Raw genomic sequence first — 18,868 nt, 5'->3', positions numbered from 1 at the left:
AGCCCTGGATTCGCTAAACACGGGAGGGAGCATTACCCCGTCCCCCATCACTTCAAAAGGCGAACCTATGGATTACTTGATAGCGCTGAACTGCTCGGCCTGATCCAGGTTTTCCCGAGTGACCATGAATGGTGTAATGGTCACCGACTCGATCTTGGTGCCGTTTCTGATGTTCTCCACAGCCAGACGCAGAGCAGTGCGGATCTGCTTGCTTGGGCTCTGCTCGACGATGCCCGTAATCTCACCGGCCTTGATGCTTTTGAGCACTTCAGGATAGGCGTCATAGCCAATAATCTTGATCTTGTCGCTGAGCCCCATGCCTCGCACGGCTTCGACTGCTCCGAGCGTCATATCGCCGGTGGAGCAAATGATCACATCAGGTGGATTACCCGCCGAAGCGGTGAGAATGTTCTCTACGACCGACATCGCTTTAGCGCGATCAGCCTCCCCAGACTGCTCAGCGACGAGCTTGAACTTGCTGCCGGCCGCGGTCAGTGACTGATGCACGCCCTTTGCACGATCCATCGCTGTGGTGGAACCGATCTGACCGGTAATCAGCACCACATTGGCTCCCGTGGGCAGGTTCTTGACTACCCAGTCGCCCATCAGCCGACCACCTGCCACGTTGTCTGCTGTGACAAAAGGCACCGGTGAAGAGGTTCCCTCCACGCGGCGGTCAACTGCGATTACCGGCACTTTCTCGTCCAATACCTCGTTGATCGCCGGTGCGAGTGCCGTGACATCGTTTGGCGTCAATACAACTGCGGCGACGCCTTGCGTCAGCGAGTTTTCGATATCAGAACTCTGCTTGGAAGATGAAGCCTGGGCATCCTGGACAAGCAGCTTGACATCCAATGTTTTAGCCTCTTGAACAACCTGCTCGTGCATGAAGATGAAGAAGGGAATTGAAAGAGTCTGGAAGCTGACCGCAATCTTTTCGCCAGCGGCAAACGTGGATACGTTCGACGTCAGCAAGACAGCGGCCACTGCGGTAGCTAGCATTCGACGTTTATTGTTCGTTTTCATTCTCGAATTCCTCAAATTGCATAGGTACATCAAGCATTCGGATTGACTGGGCGTAGAAAAGCCCGGCTATTGAATGGCGCTGTATTGCTCTGCCTGACTCAGGTTTTCCGGGGTGATCATGAATGGCTGAACGATGACCGTTTCGAGCTCACCTTCGCCGCGTACTTTCTTCACCGCCATCCGAAGGGCCGTTCTGATTTGTTTGCTCGGGCTTTGCTCCACGATACCGGCGATATCTCCGTCTCGGATGGCTCGCAGCACCTCTGGGTAGGCGTCAAATCCGATAACTTTGACCTTGCCTTTCAGCCCCGTGGCCCTCACGGCTTCCGCAGCGCCCAGAGCCATGTCGCCGCTCGCACAGATAATTGCATCCGGAGGGTTCGCACTCAGAGAAGTCAGGATGTTTTCTGCCACCGACATGGCCTTGGCACGCTCCCACTCCCCTGACTGCTCAGCCACGAGTTGGAATTTTCCCCCGCCAGCTTTGAGTCCTTCGTGGACGCCTTTAGCGCGGTCAATGGCTGTCGACGAGCCTGGGGTACCGCCGATGAACGCTACACGAGCACCGTTTTTCATGTTGGATGTGACCAACTCGGCCATAAGTCGGCCACCTGCGACACTGTCCGCAGTGACGTAGGGCACTGGGGTATCGGTTCCTTCGACACGGCGGTCGACTGTCACCAAGGGTACTTTTTCAGATAGCACTTCGTTCAAGGCAGGTGCCAAGGCGGTCACATCATTGGGTGCGACGACCATTGCATCAACACCTTGAGTCAAGGCGTTTTCGACATCAGAGGACTGCTTGGTCGAAGAGGACTGAGCATCCTGCACAAGCAGTTCTACATTGAGAACCTTGGCTTCCTGCGAGGCCTGTTCATGCATGTAGATAAAGTAGGGAATGGATAACGTTTGGAAATTGATGAGAATCTTCTCACCGGCTGCGAATGCTGGTGATAGCTGGAACGTCAAACCTGCTGCCAAAACAGCGCTGCACAACAAACCACCTTTCTGCGCTTTCATTATTTTTGTTCTCCTCAGAGGGGTATCAAAACTACAACACGGGTTGCCAGTGCTGCGATGCAAGCTCGATGCGCGAACAGAGCACTCAGGGGGTTGTGTAACCTCCGTCGACTACGAGTTCTGCCCCAGTGATGAAACTCGCTTCATCACTGGCAAGAAATAAAGCCGCGTAGGCAATTTCTTTAGGATCCGCAGCACGTTTCATAGGTGTCGCTGCGACTACGGCTGCCGTGATATCAGCGGCTTGTCGATCAATCATTGGTGTTTCGACCAGCCCCGGATGCAGCGAGTTGACGCGAATACCATTGGCCACGTAGGACAGAGCTGCGTTTTTGCTCATCATGCGCACCGCAGCTTTGCTAGCCTGGTACGCCGACACACCACTGGCACCGACGATGCCCCAGATCGAAGACACGTTAACGATGGAGCCCGCATGTTGACGCTTCATGACGGGGACGACGGTTCTCATCCCGTAGAACACACCGTTCTGATTGATATCAATGACCCGGTTCCAGTCATCAAGGGTGATCTCATCGATGGGAAGGTAGGAACCTACCAGCCCCGCATTATTCACGAGTACATCAACCTTGCCGTGCTCACGCACTACCTCCGCAACGAGAAGTTCCCAGTCCTCCAGCTTTGAAACATCCAGGTGTTTGGCAACGACGCTATCGTTCTTGTAAGGCTCAGGTTGGTGCACATCGCCAACAATGACGGTGGCTCCTTCTTCGGCGAAAAGCTCGGCGATCGCACGTCCGATCCCCATCCCACCGCCAGTCACCAATGCCACTTTGTTATGTAGTCGCTTCATATTGATTTTCCTGATCTGAAACTTGCCGATCACCAGCTATCAAGATTTTCGGGCAAGCCGAATCCATTGCAGCAGGCCTTGCCATGCGGGGCCTACCACACGTCATTGCGCGAAATTTGAGTTAGTGAGCTTTAATACTCGCCGTCACGGGTGGCTGGCTCAGCCCATACCAGGCGATGGCAGCGAAACATGCCAGCGGTACATAAAACGCCGCAGCAATGCCGAAGTGATCGGCGAGTGCTCCCATCAGCAATGGAACGAACGCACCACCCACGAGCGTCATCACCAGGCATGAGCCGGCTTTCTTGGTTTGCGTGCCGAGTCCACGAATGCCCATCGCGAAAATCGTTGGGTACATCACCGACATGAACAGATAGATGGCGGCAACCGCGAAGATTGAGATCCGCTCAAATCCGGCGATGGCAACGATGCACAGCACCATGCTCACCAGGCTGTTGAGAATCAACAACGAACGTGCAGGAACGTAGCGCATTACCCATGTACCGGCGAATCGACCGACCATGTAGGCAAGCATCCCGAGCGAAAGGAGGTAGGAGGCTTTCTGAGCAGAAATCCCTTGCCAGTGATCAATCGCGTAGTTGATGAAGAACGCACCAATACCGACGTAAGCACCGACGTTACAGAACTGAGCGACGAGCGCGCCGGTGAAGTTACTTTTCTTCCAGAGGCTTACTTCCCCCGCACTTGGCAACAGCACGTCAGAGGATTTTTCGTTGCGAATTTCAGGAAGTTGAATTCGAGCAAAGGCGACGAACATCAACATCACAATGATGGCCAACGCCGCATACGTCACCGAAACCAGATCAACGCGGTTGCCGTTGAATTCGATGGGCGGGGCGAAGAAGACCGCGCCACCAATGACCGGCCCTATGAACGCTCCCAAGCCATTGAAGGACTGAGCAAATGTCAGGCGTTGCTCTGATTTTGCAGGGTCGCCAAGGGCCGCCGCATACAGATTTGCGGCGGTTTCCAGGCAGCCTAAACCGCAGGCCAGGACAAACAGCGCAACCAGAAATGGCATAAATGTTCCGACCATCGAAGCCGGAATGAACAGCAGCGCTCCGATGGCGAATAATGCGAGCCCTGCCAGAATCCCAGCCTTGTAACCAAAGCGTTCCATGAACAGACCGACTGGCAGGGCAATGATGAAGTACGCCCCGAAGTAGGCCGTTTGAACCAGTCCTGACTGCCCGCGAGAGATATGAAGGGTGTCCTGGAAGTGCTTGTTCAGCACATCGAGAAGTCCATGGGAGAGGCCCCACATGAAAAACAGACTTGTCACGAAAATAAATGCCAGCCGGGTCGAGGAGAGCTTTTCGTGGTTATGAGTAAGCCCGCTCAGGGCTTTTGTATTTGTGTTCATGACCGGTACCTTTATTTTTGTGTTAACCGTCATCAGTGCACGCCAGGCCATGTTCAAGTCCTGGGCCAGGGCCGGATGCCAGCCCCTGCAACTATGTTTTGCTACGTCAACTTCAAACATCCTTTTCGGTTCTGGTGCTCCGTAAGACGGAGCCCCTAGCAAGAGCTGGGGCTCACGACTTGGATAAATTAATGATCGCCTACCCTTACAACCTTGCCCGTCTCAGCCGACTCACTCGCGCAGTTCGCCAAGCGAAGCGCCCGCAGGCCATCACGCGGTGTTGCTGGCATCGGGCTGTTATTCTCAACCGCATCCAGGAAGCTGTTGAGCTCGATCTTGTACGAGTCGGCGTGACGCTCCAGGAAGAAGTTGAGAAGAGGATCCGCCACGTCAGTTGCCTCCGCGCCATAACGACGGACACTGTTCGTACGATGGTTCTCGTTCAACAGCATGCCCTTGGAACCGGAAACCTCCAGGCGCTGATCAAAGCCATATACAGCCTCACGGCAACAGTTGATGTGGCATTGGCGACCAGAAGCAGTACGCATGAGCACCATGACACTGTCGTAATCCGGAATCGATTCGAGCGTCGGATCCACCAGTCGACTACCCACCGCAAAAACCTCGACTGGCTCTTCGCCAAGCAGGCTCCGAGCCATGTCGAAGTCGTGAATAGTCATGTCACGGAATATGCCCCCAGACGTTTCCAGGTAGGCCCTTGCGGCCAGCGCTGGATCACGACTGGTGATAATGACTTGTCGAACCACCCCGATTTCACCATCGTCGATCGCCCGACGCAGGCGCAGGTAGTCGGGGTCGAATCGGCGGTTGAATGCCAGCATCACACGGCCATTCAGGCGTTCAAGCTCATCGACAGCAGCCTTCGCGCGCTCGTAATCCATATCAATTGGCTTTTCGCAGATAACTGGCTTGCCCAGCCTCACCGCCTGTAGCATCAGTTCGATATGAAACTCAGTGGGAGTGCCGATAAAAACAGCATCGACGTCAGTACGCTCAATGGCCGAAGCATAGTCGTAGGCTGCCTCGCAACCCAGTTGCATAGCCAGCGCATTGACCCCCTCCTTCCACGGATCAGCTATCACAACCAGTTTGGTACGAGGATTTGTAGCGACGTTAGCGGCGTGGATTTTTCCGATACGCCCAGCACCCAATACGGCAATACGCAACATGATAGTTCTTCCCTTGACAGCCTAGCTGCCTATTATTTTTAGGCGGGGCGCGGAGATTTTTCCCCGCGCAAAAACATGCGGATCTCTTAGCGTTACTTGAATTGAGACATGGTGGTTTCGAAGGTTCGCTGAGCCATCTCTTGCAGAGGCAGCTTGCGCACGACTTCCGACAGCACTTCCACACCCCATGGACCGGCGTACCCGGTAGCCTGAATAGCCTTAATAAATCCAGGCACATCGAGCACGCCTTCGCCCGGCAGACGACGGCGATGGATAGTGTCTTGCCACAGCGGCTCAACGGCGTATTTATCAGCGTCGTCCAACTCGACAGAGCCAATGAATTTTCCTGGGATACGAGCAATCTCACTGAAGTCGACGCCACCACGCGCCAAGTGCCAAATGTCCAGCAGCAGCTTGCCGTTGTCGTGGTTCGCGCCCTGAACCAGAGCCAGCGCAGTATCGATCGTACGCACGTTACTAAACGGCATGATTTCCAAGACGATGTCGGTACCGTAGGTTGCGGCTTCAGCGCTCAGGTTTCCAAAGTGCTCAACCATCAAAGGGATATTCGCTTCTTCCTGGTGTAGGCCTGGGGCGGTCTTGACCGCACGAGCACCCAACTCCTGGGCTGCGTTGAAAAGCTCTGCACGCATCTTATTGGAGGCGCGGCGAGCCTCACCATCCAGGTACCAGTCGGTCAGGAACTCAAACTCGATGTGCTTGATTCCATTTGCTTCGAGGATGTGACGCATCTCGCGGAAACCGATGCGATCAACTGTCGACATCAGGTCAACGTGAATCAGGCCCACACCCTTGTAACCAGCCTGAGCCGCTGCCTCTACACGATCCCGGAACGCGAATGGGCTGATTTCGGTTGGGCCGAACGGGTAGACGTCACCCGACAGGGTGAAATAGGCGGCCAACAATTCGACGTTTTGATTGCTCATGTGTAACTCCTGAGATGCAGTTGCAAAGATTGAGGCGTGCGAGCCCTGCTAGATCCAGGACAAGCTGTAATAAGGGAACGCGTTTCCAGTTATGGCACTTCAATGCCAATCGGGTACTGGAGAGGCGCTCGCGGATGCGATCTTCCGCTAAGCGGGCTCGACGCATCCCGGGAAAAACCCGAGGGATATCCCGACTTATGCCAAGGGAAAAGACTGATATTGAATAGGGATTGCGCTGCTTCGACCGACTTAGCGCAAGCCGTCCACGCGGCGTGATGCATATTGAAGACAAGCATCAGCAACGCCTTCGCGGTGTCGATGAAGATGTGGAGGAAGGCAAGGAGCAAGTACATAGCTATGTCTCCGTTCTTGTTTTAGTGCAGCTTGAGGAGCTGTCGTTATGGGAACGATCTTAGGCATGCGTTTTAGGAAGAAAAATACCAGAAAGTGAAATCTCTTTTTCACCCAGTGGAAGAATCCAAGCCATAGAAGGGGACTGATGGAACCGTTGCTCATCTTTTTTGGGGGGGAGAGTTGGGCCGACCTCGGACACGTCTATTCCATCAGGAATCAGAATGAGATGGCTCGAAGGATATTATTCCACCTATGAAATAAAGATTTCCAAAAGCGAGGTTTTATAAGCCCATTCGTAATTATAGGCTGGACCTGATCGGAAGCTGGGAATAGCAGCTTCAGGTGGCTAAAAGAAAAGGGCATGCCTCGACACTCGCTTACATGCCCACGAGAGACCCCAAGAGGCCTAGCATGAAAAACCATAACGCAGTGGAAGAATTGATTCGTGAGCTTGAAAGCAAACGCTACGAAGCGATCATCGCTGGAGATTACATCGCCTTCAAAGCTTACGCGCATCCTGATCTGAGCTATGCCCACTCCACTGGAGTCGTCGATACGCTTGAGAGCTACCTCGACAAGTGCCTGGGTGGATTTTATGTCTATCACCATATCGAACATCCGATCGAGTCCATCAAGGTCGTTGGGGACATTGCGCTCGTCTTCGGCGAGATGAACGGTGAGATCACGGCAGGCGGCGTCCAGAAGACGCTGCGTAATAAAGCCCTGGCCGTTTGGGAACAGCGCGACGGCGAGTGGAAGCTTCTCGCTTATCAGCCGACGCCGATTCCAACGTAAACGCGCACCGCCAGAGCGGATCTCTACTGCCCGAGAGATTGCCGCGCCAACTCTCAACGATAGGAACACCTGACAAAATGAAAAACTTTACTTACACCGGCCTGCCAGCTCGCGTGATCTTTGGCAAAGGATCCCTTCAACAGCTGGAGGCAGAGATTGACCGCCTCGAATCCCGACGCGCCCTTGTGCTGTGCACACCCGAGCAACGCGATCAGGCTGAGCGAATCGCCGACATCCTGGGTAAGCGTGCTGCCGGTATCTTCGATAAAGCAGTCATGCATGTCCCAATCGAAACCGCTCGTGAAGCGCGAGAAGTTGCGAAAGAACTGGGGGCGGATTGCGCCATTGCCATTGGTGGCGGTTCCACTACCGGTCTGGGAAAAGCAATCGCGCTGGAATCAGGCCTGCCAATCCTGGCGATCCCCACAACATACGCTGGCTCGGAAATGACGCCCGTGTATGGCCTGACCGAAAACGGCATCAAGAAAACTGGCAAAGACCCACGAGTGTTGCCGAAAACCGTGATCTATGACCCAGAGCTTTCGGCCACCCTCCCCCTGGGCATGTCGATCATGAGCGGCATGAACGCTATCGCTCACGCTGCAGAAGGTCTCTATTCCCAAGATGGGAACCCTGTGATGTCGCTGATTGCAGAAGAAGGCATTCGTGCGATGGCCGAGGGACTGGAGCGCATCAACCAGACTCCTGACGATCTGGATGCTCGCAGCGATTGTCTGTATGGCGCCTGGTTGTGCAGCACCGTGCTTGGTCATGTAGGCATGGCCCTGCATCACAAGCTGTGTCACACGCTGGGTGGCAGCTTCAACCTCCCCCACGCCCAGACACACACTATCGTGCTGCCCCACGCGATAGCCTACAACGCCAGTGCTGCTCCGGACGCAGCCGCGCGCATCATTCGAGCCTTGGGCGGGAAACACGATTCAGCCGGTGGCGCCTTATTCGATCTCGCGGAAAAACTCGGCGCACCCATGAAGCTGCGAGATCTGGGGCTGACCGAGGCGGATCTTGATCGCGCGACAGACATTGCTCTCAGCAACCCTTATTGGAACCCGCGTCCGATCGAGCGCGATGGGATTCGCCAATTGCTCCAAGATGCGTATGAAGGAAAACGTCCTGCTTAACTGCCGCCTATTGCCTCACCCACTCGATGACCGTGCAGGAAGTCGAGTGGGCTTTTTTCATCGCGTCCAGTAGCGTTCGTAATCGTTACGCTTGAAGTGATCGAGCAAGAAGTCGATGAACAGGCGAGTCTTCGCCGGCATGTGACGTCGATCCTGAAACGCAAGATTGATGGTCAATCGAGGCAGATCCCAATCATCCATCACGGGTATGAGTCTGCCGGCTACCAGGTCGTCATAGATGATGTACTTGGGCTGTACCAGTATCCCTGCCCCCGCCAGTGCTGCTGCCCTGACGATCTGACCATCGTTGGTCTCCAGGGCCGGCTGCACTTTGATACTTTCATGCTGCCCATCTCGAGTGAACTCCATCGTGTTGGGATGGTTCGCGAGGCTATAAATCAGCACATCATGCTCGGCCAAATCCTGCACAGTCCTAGGGATACCTTTGCGCTGGAGGTATTTGGGCGAAGCCGCGAGTACACGTCTGGTCTCGGCCAACCGACGGACAGTAATGTTCGAATCTGCTTCGTATTCACGCGTTCGAACAGCTAGATCAATCTCACTATCGATGATGTCGTAGTACCGATTGGCGCCGATGATCTTGACCTTGATTCCGGGGTAGCGGCGCTGAAACTCGGGCACGATGGGCGCGATATGCAACATGCAAAAAGAAATGGTTGCGCTAATCGTCAGAGTGCCCGTGGGTTCAATCAGAGCCGCACTGACAGTAGCCTCTGCCTCCGCCAGCTCAGCGAGCAGGCTTTTGCATTTGGCATAAAAATCATGTCCTGAGTTGGTAAGGGATAAGCGGCGCGTACTCCGCTCCACCAGCCGAACTCCGAGCCGCGTTTCGAGCGCTGCGAGATGACGACTGGCCGCGGCATTTGAAATTTCCAGTTTTTCAGCCGCGCGACTCAGCGTTCCTAGCTCAGCCGTGTATACGAAAAGCTCAAGCTCTGTAAATCGATCCATCCTTAGGCATCCACACAAAAAAAGGAAGATTATTTCCATAGTGAAATAAAGATTTTCATTTTTAGTATTTTATTCCACCGCCTGTGACTTTAGCGTATCGCCATAGTTTCGGGAACAGGCATCTGCTGGCCAACAGTCAATGTTCCCTCGGGAGTCGATCACCTCAGATCTCTCCTGACTCAAATAAAAAAGGATGCATCTCCATGCGAAACCTAGATGAGCAGACGATCACACAAGCTGTCCTCACCCGAAATGCCGGGACGGAGAATCAGCGCCTGCATGAGATCGTTACTTCACTCGTTCAGCACCTCCACGCATTTGCGCGGGAGACCAATTTGACCGAGGAAGAATGGGAAAAGGGTATCGAGTTTCTGACCGCGATCGGTCATATCACGACCGACAAACGACAGGAATTCATCCTCCTGTCCGATACGCTGGGGCTGTCGACGTTGGTCATCGCCCAGAATCACAAGAAGCCAGAAGGCTGCACTGAAGCCACGGTTTTCGGCCCCTTCCATGTCGCCAACGCCCCTCGTTACGACTTGGGCGAAGACATCAGTGGTGGGCTTCCAGGTGTTCCGTGGTTTGTGAAGGGTACTGTTACAGCCAAAGATGGCACCCCCATCCCAAATGCGACCATTGAAGTCTGGCAAGCCGACGACGCGGGCTTCTACGACGTTCAGAAGCCTGATATGGGGGACTATCACGGACGTGCGGTTATACAGGCCGACGCCAATGGCCATTACTACTTCCGCACCATCGTCCCTGAGTGCTACCCCATCCCCCATGACGGCCCGGTTGGCAAGATGCTGGAGGCGTTAAATCGGCATCCATGGCGTCCTGCCCACCTGCATTTCATGATCACTGCTCCTGGATATCAGCGTCTAGTCACCCACGTGTTCCGGGAGGGTGGCGACTATCTGGATTCGGATGCGGTATTCGGTGTCCGTTCGTCACTGATTGCAGACTGGGTTCGCCACGAGAGTGGAATCGATCCGTACGGTAACTCGATTGACTCGCTGTATTACACCCTGGATTTTGACTTCATCCTCCACAACACATAGCCCACATACATTTCTTGTCTACCAGGCTTGCAGTGTGCAGGCCATAGCCAGTACTCGCACATCTACCTCGGAGAGGACTATGCGACCGGTCAAACATATCGTCATGTGGAACTTGCTTGGCGAAACTGAGCATGAGCGCTCAGCCAATATTGAAAAGCTCAAAAGTGCTTTCGAAGGTCTTCGCAGCGTAATTCCTGGCCTTCTCAAGTTAGAGATCGGCGTTGACTTCAGCAAGATCGATTATGCCTGCGATGTGGTGCTGTATTCGGAATTCGATTCCATGGAGGCGCTGCAAAGTTATGCCACGCACCCTGCTCACTTGCGAGTTCGCGAAGAACTCGGAAACGTGCGCACCGCCAGGCACCAGGTTGATTACTTCATGTAATAGCACCTGCTACAACACTGAACTTCTATTCAATAAGAAACGAGCACCTTGTGCTTCATCAGCTCAAAAAAGAAGGTATTCAGCTATGAAAACTAACCTTGCCGGCAAAATCGTACTCATCACCGGCGCAGCGAAAGGTATCGGTCGTGCCACGGCGCTGGCATTTGCGGCCGAAGGCAGTCAGCTCGCGTTGCTGGACTGGGATGAAGGAGCCCTCGCAGAACTGAAGCACGAAGTTGAGGCCCTGGGCGCCAAAGCTGCTGTCAGTAAAGCTGACCTCAGCACCTTGAGTGGTGTGAACGATGGCATCGATAGCGTTTTGGCCATCTACGACGGCAAAGTTGATGTGCTCGTCAACAACGTAGGCTCTGGTGCCGTGCGGATGTTCGACGACCTGACCGATGAAGACTGGGAAGCAACCATGCAGCTCAATTTCATGAGCTACGTGCGAGCTTGTCGCAAAATCCTCCCTGTGATGCGCGCTCAACAAAGCGGCGTCATCATCAACAATGCCTCCGACCTTGCCCGACAGCCAGAACCCTGCCCGCTTGACTACTCCGCCTCTAAAGCTGCTGTGCTGGCCGTAACCAAAGGCTTGGCCCGCAGTGAAGGCCCGCACATTCGAGTGAACGCTGTAGCGCCAGGCCCTATCTGGACGCCGTTCTGGACGAAGTCCGGCGGTTTTGCTGAAACCATGGCGAAGGTCCACGGCATGGACCCTCAAGCCGCCGTGGAGCATGAAATGTCGCTACGCCAGCTTCCTCTTAATCGCCTTGGCACTCCCGAAGAGGTGGCCAACGTAATAGTTTTCATGGCGTCTGATCTGGCGTCCTTTGTGACCTCCAGTGTTTGGGGTGTCGACGGTGGCAGCATCCGCTCGTTGATATGACCGCGCGCCTACTTTGGCATGTCTGCCCTTGGAGCAAGAATCCTGGGAGCGTCTGTGGCACGTGGCATCGGTACTGACTACAAAAACAAGGGAATAGAAAATGACTACCAAGATCGACAATCAAACCAAGCTCGGCGTGGCATGCCTGGGGATCACCCACCCTCACACGTCAGGGCGGGTAAAAGCCTTCCAGCGTATCCCGGGTGTAGAGTTTCTCGGGGCCTACGACGACAGTCCGCTGCTCGAACCATTTGCCGACGCACTGGGCCTTCAGGCGCGCAGCAAGGAAGACATTTTAAGCGATCCCAACGTACACATCGTCCTGGTGCATCCCAAAAGTTATTTGATGGCTGACTGGGCCATCGAGGCATTGGAAGCAGGTAAGGCGGTGCTGTGTGAGAAACCTGCAGGTCGCCACTCGACCGATACCTTGCGCATCGTGGAAGCGGTTGAGCGCACTGGCAATCTGTTCCAAGTCGGCTACTGCTGGAGGTTTTCGCCGGCAGTGGAAAAAATGCAGCAAGTGCTCCAAAGCGGAGAGATCGGCAAGGTACTTCAGGTGCGGGCTCATGCAGGTTGCTCGCACGACGAGGCCGACACCAACCACATGAAACAGCCAGGCGACCTGGGTGGCGCCTTCTACGTAATTGGCTGCCACACCATTGACCGGATCCTGCTGCACTTTGGTATGCCTAAATTCGTGAACGCCAGGATCACCAAGTTTGCAGGTCAAATGAGTAACTCTGCGCGCGAAGACGCCGCCGTCGCGATACTGAATTACGATGACAAAGTCGTCACTATCGACTTCATGTCATGGGATCCCATGCCCTGGACGGAAAGCTGGGACGTGACAGCCTACGGTACGCACGGTGTGATGCACTCCACCCCAATGCCCGCCTCTTACAAGCTGTATCACGATGGAAAGATTGGTCACTCGCAAGGCTGGACGCATTGGAACGAAACGAGTTTCCCCGAAGTATGGGCTGTGCGAAAAACCGTGTATTCACCGGAGATCGCTGAAATTGGCAACCCGGTTTATTTTGATCGAGAAGCTGCCGCCTTCGTTAAATCGCTTACTGAAGGCTTGCCATCTCAAGTTCCCGCAACTCAGGCACACAATATCAACCTGATCCTCGAGGCGCTTTTCAAATCGTCAGAACTTCTCGGGCAAGAAGTCTCCCTGATCTGAAATTATTTTTTGCTGCCCAGATCTAGTCTGGGCAGCAAATTATTCCACTCAGCATTGAAAGGCACCTCAATTAGGTGTCCTCGCATTTCCAGTGAAAGGCATTTTTTCATCATTTGAAAAGTGAATTCCATTTCATGCATTTTCTGCCGGAGGTATGTGTGTTTTTATGAATTCAATACTCGAAAATCGGAAAATTTAGGACGTCAGCAAGCACTTAAGAGAAGTTAAATCCGGCGCGCAGCCTCGAAGTACTTAGTTTCACTGCTAGTAGATATCTGTTCACAATCATAACAATGACAGGACTCAACCATGCAGTCTCAAAAAATTGTCCAGGTAACTGGGCTACATAAGACCTATGGCGGTATTACAGCGTTGAAGTCTATAGACTTTGAGTTGAATGCCGGGGAAATCCATGGCCTCTGCGGCGAAAACGGCGCCGGTAAAAGCACGCTCGTGAAAATTCTTGGTGGCTTGGTGCAGCCAACCGAAGGTCAAATCCTGTTCGACGGAGCGGTACTACGGCCTGGCCGACGCACCGACCCTTCCTGTATTTCCATCGTCCATCAAGAGCTGTCCATCATCCCAGCGCTGTCTGTATTGGACAACGTGCTTATGGGCAATGCCCAGGTTGGCCGGCTTTATCTGAGGGGACGGTTCAAAAATGACGTGCGACGCCAGCTCGACTCAATTGGTTTGTCCCACGTTACCCTGGATCAATCGGCTTCCGAGCTCTCGCTCGCGGAGCGGCAATTGGTAGAGATCTCCCGCTGCGTGCTCCACGGCGCTAAAGTCCTGATTCTGGATGAGCCCACCGCAACGTTGGCCGAAAGTGAGATTGCGCGTGTTTTCACCGCTGTGCGTTGGCTTCGTGATCAGGGTACGACGGTGGTATTCATCAGCCATCGTCTCAATGAGGTCTTCGATCTTACGGATCGAATTACTATCTTCCGCAGCGGTGAACGAGTCTTAACTGCTCCCACATCAGAGATGACCACAGAGTCGCTGGTATTGGCGATGGTGGGACATGAAGTGGAGCGACGCTCGACGCTCGACGCGATCAATCCACACGCGCATCTCATAAGACTGAAGCTTGATCGATTCGGGGTGCCAAACGCCTGCCAATCGCTTGACCTGGAAGTACCAGCGGGCGAAATTCTCGGCGTAGTTGGTCAGCTTGGTTCTGGTGCTGACCGTCTGATAGAAGCGATTGCGGGCGTTCGATCTCATACCGGCAACCTGTCGATCGATGGCCAGCAGGTCGATATTCAGTCCCCGCGAAAAGCGATCTCACAGGGCATCGCTTATGTACCCGAGGATCGAGCCGGCAAAGGTGTATTTCTTGAGGCCAATATCGGACAAAACTCGACTGCATCGATTCTCTTCCAGTTTTCGCGCTTTGGACGGCTCGAACGTTCGCAAGAACGCGATGCTGCTCTAGATCTGATGAAGCGCTTCACGATCGACACCACGCGCATAGGTAGCAAGGTGTCGAGCTTGAGCGGGGGTAATCAGCAGAAAGTTGCCATGGCCAAGGCCGCCGCAATCTCACCCAAGATTCTTATCCTCAATGAGCCTACGCGCGGTGTAGATGTTGGCGCGAGGGCAGAGATTTACGCTCAGCTGCGATCGATGGCAGCGACTGGGCTCACCGTTATTTTCTTCTCCACCGACTTTGAGGAAGTGCTCGAACTAGCAGACCGGGTTATCACCGTCTTCAGAGGAGAAACGGTCAATGACCGAGTCATCGAGCATTGCTCCATGACCTCCATCCTGATGGACATCCTTCACGGGCGCGGCGAGGAGAAAATCGCATGAGACAAGCACGTGAAACCTCACATCTCGCATCGAGCACGCCATCTAGAACAAAGACAATGACCTCCGCCGTTGGGGATTTTGTACGGGACTCTGTTCAGGCGGACAGGATCCAGGTTAATGGCATCAAGGTGGTGTCGATACTTCTGATCATCTGGGGCCACTTGTCAGTCGACAACTTCCTCACCCCGGCCAACCTCAACGCCATCATGTATTCGGTTTCTGCGATTGGTATCGCAGCTGTCGGCATGGCCTTCATCACGCTGAGTGGCAATCTCTTCATGCTCTCGATGGCCGCGACCGCCGCGCTGTCCACAATCGTGTTCGCAAGCACCCTACACTTCGGCCTCCCAGTGGCCCTACTCTCAGTAAGCGTCCTCGGCATCGCGATCGGTTCAATCCAAGGGGTGGTCGTAGGTACTGCACGGGTTAATCCAATCATCGCGACCATTGCTGTGGCCTCGATCGTGATGGGCGTCGGCTCCTACGTGTCGGGTGGAATGACGGTCGTTGGCAAAGGAGATGCGTCCTGGCTCGGCATTGGGAAATTCGCATCGCTCGTACCGAACCAGCTCGTTATTTTCCTGGCCTTCTCACTCGCCGCGAACTATTGGGTTGAAAGGACGCGCTTCGGTCGTGAACTACGGCTGATTGGCTTGAATCCGGTAACCGCCGCCTACTCCGGCATTCGCGTTCCTCGGACATTGGTGATTGCATTCGTGATCGCGGGCTTCTCGGCAGCACTGGCCGGTGGCCTCTTCGCCTCCCAGGCCGGCCAGGGAAACCTGAAGCTGGCAGCGGGGCTCGACTTCGACGCCATCGCGGCGGTGCTGGTAGCCGGGATATCCATCCGAGGTGGACAAGGAAAAATCATCGACGCCGTGTACGGAGCAATTTTCCTCGCACTCATTGGGAATTTACTGCTCGTCCACGGATTGTCCTTTGAAATTCAACTCATGGTGAAAGGTGCTGTTGTCGTCCTGGCCGTGATACTTGCTGCCCTGATTGCCCGTGGGAGGGTGCACTGATGAAATCCCCGATCATCTCTCTGGCCACAAATCTGCCGCTGGTACTCACAGTTGCTCTGTTCGCAGCCTTCACTGTAACCCTGGACAACTTCGCCAGCACGCAGAACACCTACGCGATTCTCCAGTCATTTGCCCTACTCGGCCTCATCACCCTCGGTTTGTCAATGACCATGCTGGTGGGGGAGTTTGACCTCAGCGTGGGCTCCATGGTCGCTGTTGCCGGACTTATCACGCTCAAGGTCGGCGGAGACGACTTGGTGACGGGAGCGTTAGCGGCAATGGCCTTTGCGCTCTTGGTAGGCATGGTCAACGCACTCATTTTCGTATGGCTGCGTCTCTCCTCGCTCGTCGTCACTGTTGGCACGATGATCGCGCTCAGCGGATTCGCCTACTGGCTGGCAGGTGGGAAGATCGTCAACACCGACAACTTCGATGCCGGCGCGTTGTGGGACGATTCGATATTCGGAATTTTCTCGGCACGGAGCCTACTGACCATTTTGGCTTTCGGGCTGATGGCCGGCGTTCTCAAGTTTACCCGGCTCGGTCGTGACATGGTGGCAACAGGTAGCCGAGCTCATGCCGCTCAGGCTTGCGGAGTACCCATTGGACGAATTCACTTGTTCGCTTTCGTGCTCTCGTCCCTGTGCGCAGGCCTTGCTGGCGTTCTGCTGTCGATCAGCCTCGCAACCGCATCTGCAACCATGGGGAGCAACCTTCTCCTGCAGGCTGTATCAGCAGCCATCATCGGCGGTATTGCGCTCGCCGGAGGCATAGGTAAACCCAGCGGCGTGCTGTTCGGCGTGCTCATCCTGACAATTCTAAACAATGGGATGAGTCTGCTCGGCGCTGGATCAGCTGCGATCCTACTTACCAATGGAGTCCTGTTACTGATCGTTGTCGTGCTCGACGGCAAGACAGGCGCAATGCTCCAGATATTCCGCTCAAAAAGCCTGGTCCGCCAAGGCTGACCTGCTCTCAGTAGCCCATACAACAATCACAATTAGAGAGGCTCTCAATCATGAACCCTGCGACCATTTTCGCCCAAAAACACCTCACTAGGTTGAACAAGCTCGCTATGTTCTCGGCCTGGCTGATGGTAGCGGCCACCGCGAGCATTGCCACGAGTTTGCCTGCAAAAGCAGCGGCTAAAGATGCAAAGGTCATCTTGCTGACGGTCAGCGAGGAATGCGAGTACTGCTCTCGCCACCTGCAGTCGTTCCGCAAAAAGGCCGAGGAAGAAGGAATCTCCCTCAAGGTCAAAATCACCAACTTCGACCCTGCAGAGCAAGCAAGCCAGGTTGATCAGGCCATTGCGGAACGCCCAGACGCGATCGTACTGTGGCCTGCTGATGCCAGCGCTATCGTCCCATCGCTACGCAAGATCAAATCCGCAGGCATCCCTCTCGTGGTGACCAACTCACTACCAGATATGAAGTACTCCAAGTTCTGGGATGTCTACACTGGGCCGAACGACAAAGCTTCCGGTGCATCTGCAGCCAAAGCCATGGAACAGGGTTTCAAGGACAAAGGCTACGGCAATGGCGGAGACGTATTCCTTGTTCTCGGTGTGCCTGGAACCCCCCCTCAGATTGGCCGCGAGACCGGCTTCCGCGAAGGTCTGGCGTCCTCCGTTCCAGGAATCCAGATCAAAGGCGCTCAGCCAGGCAACTGGGATCAGACCAAGGCCTCGGAAGCGGCCTCTGCCCTGTTCACTCAATTTGGCAGCAACGTCAAAGGGGTCTATGCACAGGCGGACAACATGATGGCGGGTGTCATCGTCGCAGCCCAACGTGCAGGCATTGACCCTTCGAAGCTCGTGCTCGTAGGCAGCAACTGCAGCATCGAAGGCGTGACAGCCATCGAGTCCGGTACCCAGTACGCCACAGTTCTCCAATCGCCCGTTCAAGACGGAGAGTATGCGGCGCGAGCTGTTGCAGAGCTCCTGGATGGCAAGAAGCCCGAAAACGTTCGTTACCTGCCCCAGCAAATCATCACCAAAGCCAACGTCAACGACTGCAATACCGCAATAGGCCGCTGATTCCCACAAGATCTAAAGGAGAAGGAAATGCCTGTACAAATCTCGTTTGAACTGCCACACGCTGTCGCCGTGTCGGGCGCGGCCTCAGGTCTGGGCTCGGAAATCTGCCAACTGCTGGTCGAGAATGGCGTCTACACCGTTGGCGTAGATCTTACGGATGCCGCATCACAACTGAAGGATGCCAATGGCTATCATCACGTTACGGGGGATGTCACAGATGAACTCACTTGGCAGGCAGTCGTCGATCGCCTCAAAGACAGCGGCTCCCAGTCCTATGGGCTGATCACCTCAGCGGCGATTCTGGACGTGGGGCTGGTAACTGAAAACATCAGGTCGGAGATCCTGCGTACATTCGATGTGAACGTAGTCGGGACTGCCCTGGCAATGAAAGCGTTGATCCCGTTGATGGTCGAAACGGGGGGCGGCTCGATCGTCGCAGTCGCGAGCGTAAACGCCAGCTTCGCCGAACAACAACTGGCTTTCTACAACGCGTCAAAGGCCGCAGTCCGCCAACTCGCTCGAACCGCAGCGCTAGATCACGCAAGAGAAGGCATCCGGGTAAACGTGCTTAGCCCTGGCGCCATGATGGCGGGGCTGTTCCAACGTCACCTGGAGTCGGCAGCGGATCCTGACCTGTTCCACAAGACTCGCGCGAAACGTCAGCCGGTGGGTCGCATCACTTCCGCGCGCGATGTTGCCATGGCGGGTCTCTTCCTTCTGTCGAGTGGGGCTGGAGCACTGCTTGGGTCGGAAATTACTGCCGATGGCGGGCTGACCACCAGCTTCGACTTCCGCACCGGCGAAGAAGGCGCTTCGATCTAA

At 54.7% G+C, this 18,868-nt stretch carries 18 protein-coding genes; 11 read left to right on the top strand and 7 right to left on the bottom strand.

Features of this window, described 5'->3' with window-relative positions:
* Positions 1-72: 72 nt before the first annotated feature.
* The 6 genes from TK06_RS05065 to TK06_RS05040 form a co-directional block, all read right to left on the bottom strand.
* Entirely contained in the window at positions 73-1,026 is a 954-nt protein-coding gene (locus TK06_RS05065; protein ID WP_063321106.1) for a substrate-binding domain-containing protein, read from the bottom strand.
* 66 nt (positions 1,027-1,092) lie between these two features.
* Entirely contained in the window at positions 1,093-2,046 is a 954-nt protein-coding gene (locus tag TK06_RS05060) for a sugar ABC transporter substrate-binding protein (RefSeq protein ID WP_063321105.1), read from the bottom strand.
* A gap of 85 nt (positions 2,047-2,131) precedes the next feature.
* Positions 2,132-2,857, bottom strand: coding sequence for an SDR family NAD(P)-dependent oxidoreductase (locus TK06_RS05055; protein WP_063321104.1), 726 nt, complete (start codon positions 2,855-2,857; stop codon positions 2,132-2,134).
* A 121-nt stretch (positions 2,858-2,978) separates the two neighbouring features.
* Positions 2,979-4,292 carry a sugar MFS transporter gene (locus TK06_RS05050; RefSeq protein WP_238992586.1) on the bottom strand — a complete coding sequence of 438 codons (1,314 nt, stop codon included), beginning with the start codon at positions 4,290-4,292 and terminating at the stop codon, positions 2,979-2,981.
* 137 nt (positions 4,293-4,429) lie between these two features.
* The gene (gene iolG / locus TK06_RS05045; RefSeq protein ID WP_063321103.1) at positions 4,430-5,431 is read right to left on the bottom strand and encodes an inositol 2-dehydrogenase; all 1,002 of its coding nucleotides are present in this window, start codon (positions 5,429-5,431) and stop codon (positions 4,430-4,432) included.
* 92 nt (positions 5,432-5,523) lie between these two features.
* Positions 5,524-6,378, bottom strand: coding sequence for a sugar phosphate isomerase/epimerase family protein (locus TK06_RS05040; RefSeq protein ID WP_063321102.1), 855 nt, complete (start codon positions 6,376-6,378; stop codon positions 5,524-5,526).
* 765 nt (positions 6,379-7,143) lie between these two features.
* On the opposite strand from TK06_RS05040, the gene TK06_RS05030 reads away from it, so the two are divergent.
* Together TK06_RS05030 and TK06_RS05025 are read left to right on the top strand one after the other, a co-directional pair.
* On the top strand, positions 7,144-7,527 hold the full coding sequence (locus TK06_RS05030; protein WP_086936574.1) for a nuclear transport factor 2 family protein: 384 nt from the start codon (positions 7,144-7,146) through the stop codon (positions 7,525-7,527).
* Positions 7,528-7,604: 77 nt separating this feature from the next.
* Positions 7,605-8,669 carry a maleylacetate reductase gene (locus TK06_RS05025; protein ID WP_063321099.1) on the top strand — a complete coding sequence of 355 codons (1,065 nt, stop codon included), beginning with the start codon at positions 7,605-7,607 and terminating at the stop codon, positions 8,667-8,669.
* Between the two features lie 57 nt (positions 8,670-8,726).
* Here TK06_RS05025 and TK06_RS05020 read toward each other — a convergent pair whose 3' ends face one another.
* Positions 8,727-9,641 (bottom strand): LysR family transcriptional regulator, encoded by a 915-nt coding sequence (locus TK06_RS05020; protein WP_063325066.1) that lies wholly within the window; start codon positions 9,639-9,641, stop codon positions 8,727-8,729.
* A 203-nt stretch (positions 9,642-9,844) separates the two neighbouring features.
* On the opposite strand from TK06_RS05020, the gene TK06_RS05015 reads away from it, so the two are divergent.
* From TK06_RS05015 to TK06_RS04975, 9 genes are all read left to right on the top strand, one after another.
* Entirely contained in the window at positions 9,845-10,705 is an 861-nt protein-coding gene (locus TK06_RS05015; protein WP_063321098.1) for an intradiol ring-cleavage dioxygenase, read from the top strand.
* A gap of 79 nt (positions 10,706-10,784) precedes the next feature.
* Complete coding sequence (locus TK06_RS05010) at positions 10,785-11,090, top strand: Dabb family protein (RefSeq protein ID WP_063321097.1); 306 nt, start codon at positions 10,785-10,787, stop codon at positions 11,088-11,090.
* Positions 11,091-11,175: 85 nt separating this feature from the next.
* Positions 11,176-11,979: an SDR family NAD(P)-dependent oxidoreductase gene (locus TK06_RS05005; RefSeq protein ID WP_063321096.1), complete on the top strand. Its 804-nt coding sequence runs from the start codon at positions 11,176-11,178 to the stop codon at positions 11,977-11,979.
* Between the two features lie 100 nt (positions 11,980-12,079).
* On the top strand, positions 12,080-13,168 hold the full coding sequence (locus TK06_RS05000; protein WP_063321095.1) for a Gfo/Idh/MocA family protein: 1,089 nt from the start codon (positions 12,080-12,082) through the stop codon (positions 13,166-13,168).
* A 309-nt stretch (positions 13,169-13,477) separates the two neighbouring features.
* Entirely contained in the window at positions 13,478-14,983 is a 1,506-nt protein-coding gene (locus TK06_RS04995) for a sugar ABC transporter ATP-binding protein (RefSeq protein ID WP_063321094.1), read from the top strand.
* Complete coding sequence (locus TK06_RS04990; protein ID WP_063321093.1) at positions 14,980-16,008, top strand: ABC transporter permease; 1,029 nt, start codon at positions 14,980-14,982, stop codon at positions 16,006-16,008. Before TK06_RS04995 ends, TK06_RS04990 begins: the two co-directional genes overlap by 4 nt.
* Complete coding sequence (locus TK06_RS04985) at positions 16,008-16,976, top strand: ABC transporter permease (protein ID WP_063321092.1); 969 nt, start codon at positions 16,008-16,010, stop codon at positions 16,974-16,976. The genes TK06_RS04990 and TK06_RS04985 overlap by 1 nt, the downstream gene beginning before the upstream one ends.
* Before the next feature lie 50 nt (positions 16,977-17,026).
* Complete coding sequence (locus tag TK06_RS04980) at positions 17,027-18,046, top strand: sugar ABC transporter substrate-binding protein (RefSeq protein WP_203417401.1); 1,020 nt, start codon at positions 17,027-17,029, stop codon at positions 18,044-18,046.
* A gap of 27 nt (positions 18,047-18,073) precedes the next feature.
* Positions 18,074-18,868, top strand: a complete 795-nt coding sequence (locus tag TK06_RS04975) for an SDR family NAD(P)-dependent oxidoreductase (protein ID WP_063321091.1) — start codon at positions 18,074-18,076, stop codon at positions 18,866-18,868.

Source organism: Pseudomonas fluorescens, from assembly GCF_001623525.1.
Lineage (GTDB): Bacteria > Pseudomonadota > Gammaproteobacteria > Pseudomonadales > Pseudomonadaceae > Aquipseudomonas > Aquipseudomonas fluorescens_Q.
The sequence above is the reverse complement of the archived record's forward strand: the minus strand, read 5'-3'. Positions and strand labels throughout refer to the sequence as shown.

Bases quoted from the DNA above. Each gene is read 5' to 3' on its own strand.
- TK06_RS05030 (WP_086936574.1), top strand. From the start codon at position 7,144: ATGAAAAACCATAACGCAGTGGAAGAATTGATTCGTGAGCTTGAAAGC.
- TK06_RS05010 (WP_063321097.1), top strand. From the start codon at position 10,785: ATGCGACCGGTCAAACATATCGTCATGTGGAACTTGCTTGGCGAAACT.
- TK06_RS05050 (WP_238992586.1), bottom strand. From the start codon at position 4,292: ATGGCCTGGCGTGCACTGATGACGGTTAACACAAAAATAAAGGTACCG.
- TK06_RS05000 (WP_063321095.1), top strand. From the start codon at position 12,080: ATGACTACCAAGATCGACAATCAAACCAAGCTCGGCGTGGCATGCCTG.
- TK06_RS05015 (WP_063321098.1), top strand. From the start codon at position 9,845: ATGCGAAACCTAGATGAGCAGACGATCACACAAGCTGTCCTCACCCGA.
- iolG (WP_063321103.1), bottom strand. From the start codon at position 5,431: ATGTTGCGTATTGCCGTATTGGGTGCTGGGCGTATCGGAAAAATCCAC.
- TK06_RS05065 (WP_063321106.1), bottom strand. From the start codon at position 1,026: ATGAAAACGAACAATAAACGTCGAATGCTAGCTACCGCAGTGGCCGCT.
- TK06_RS05040 (WP_063321102.1), bottom strand. From the start codon at position 6,378: ATGAGCAATCAAAACGTCGAATTGTTGGCCGCCTATTTCACCCTGTCG.
- TK06_RS04985 (WP_063321092.1), top strand. From the start codon at position 16,008: ATGAAATCCCCGATCATCTCTCTGGCCACAAATCTGCCGCTGGTACTC.
- TK06_RS05055 (WP_063321104.1), bottom strand. From the start codon at position 2,857: ATGAAGCGACTACATAACAAAGTGGCATTGGTGACTGGCGGTGGGATG.
- TK06_RS04990 (WP_063321093.1), top strand. From the start codon at position 14,980: ATGAGACAAGCACGTGAAACCTCACATCTCGCATCGAGCACGCCATCT.
- TK06_RS05025 (WP_063321099.1), top strand. From the start codon at position 7,605: ATGAAAAACTTTACTTACACCGGCCTGCCAGCTCGCGTGATCTTTGGC.
- TK06_RS04975 (WP_063321091.1), top strand. From the start codon at position 18,074: ATGCCTGTACAAATCTCGTTTGAACTGCCACACGCTGTCGCCGTGTCG.
- TK06_RS04980 (WP_203417401.1), top strand. From the start codon at position 17,027: ATGAACCCTGCGACCATTTTCGCCCAAAAACACCTCACTAGGTTGAAC.
- TK06_RS05005 (WP_063321096.1), top strand. From the start codon at position 11,176: ATGAAAACTAACCTTGCCGGCAAAATCGTACTCATCACCGGCGCAGCG.
- TK06_RS04995 (WP_063321094.1), top strand. From the start codon at position 13,478: ATGCAGTCTCAAAAAATTGTCCAGGTAACTGGGCTACATAAGACCTAT.
- TK06_RS05020 (WP_063325066.1), bottom strand. From the start codon at position 9,641: ATGGATCGATTTACAGAGCTTGAGCTTTTCGTATACACGGCTGAGCTA.
- TK06_RS05060 (WP_063321105.1), bottom strand. From the start codon at position 2,046: ATGAAAGCGCAGAAAGGTGGTTTGTTGTGCAGCGCTGTTTTGGCAGCA.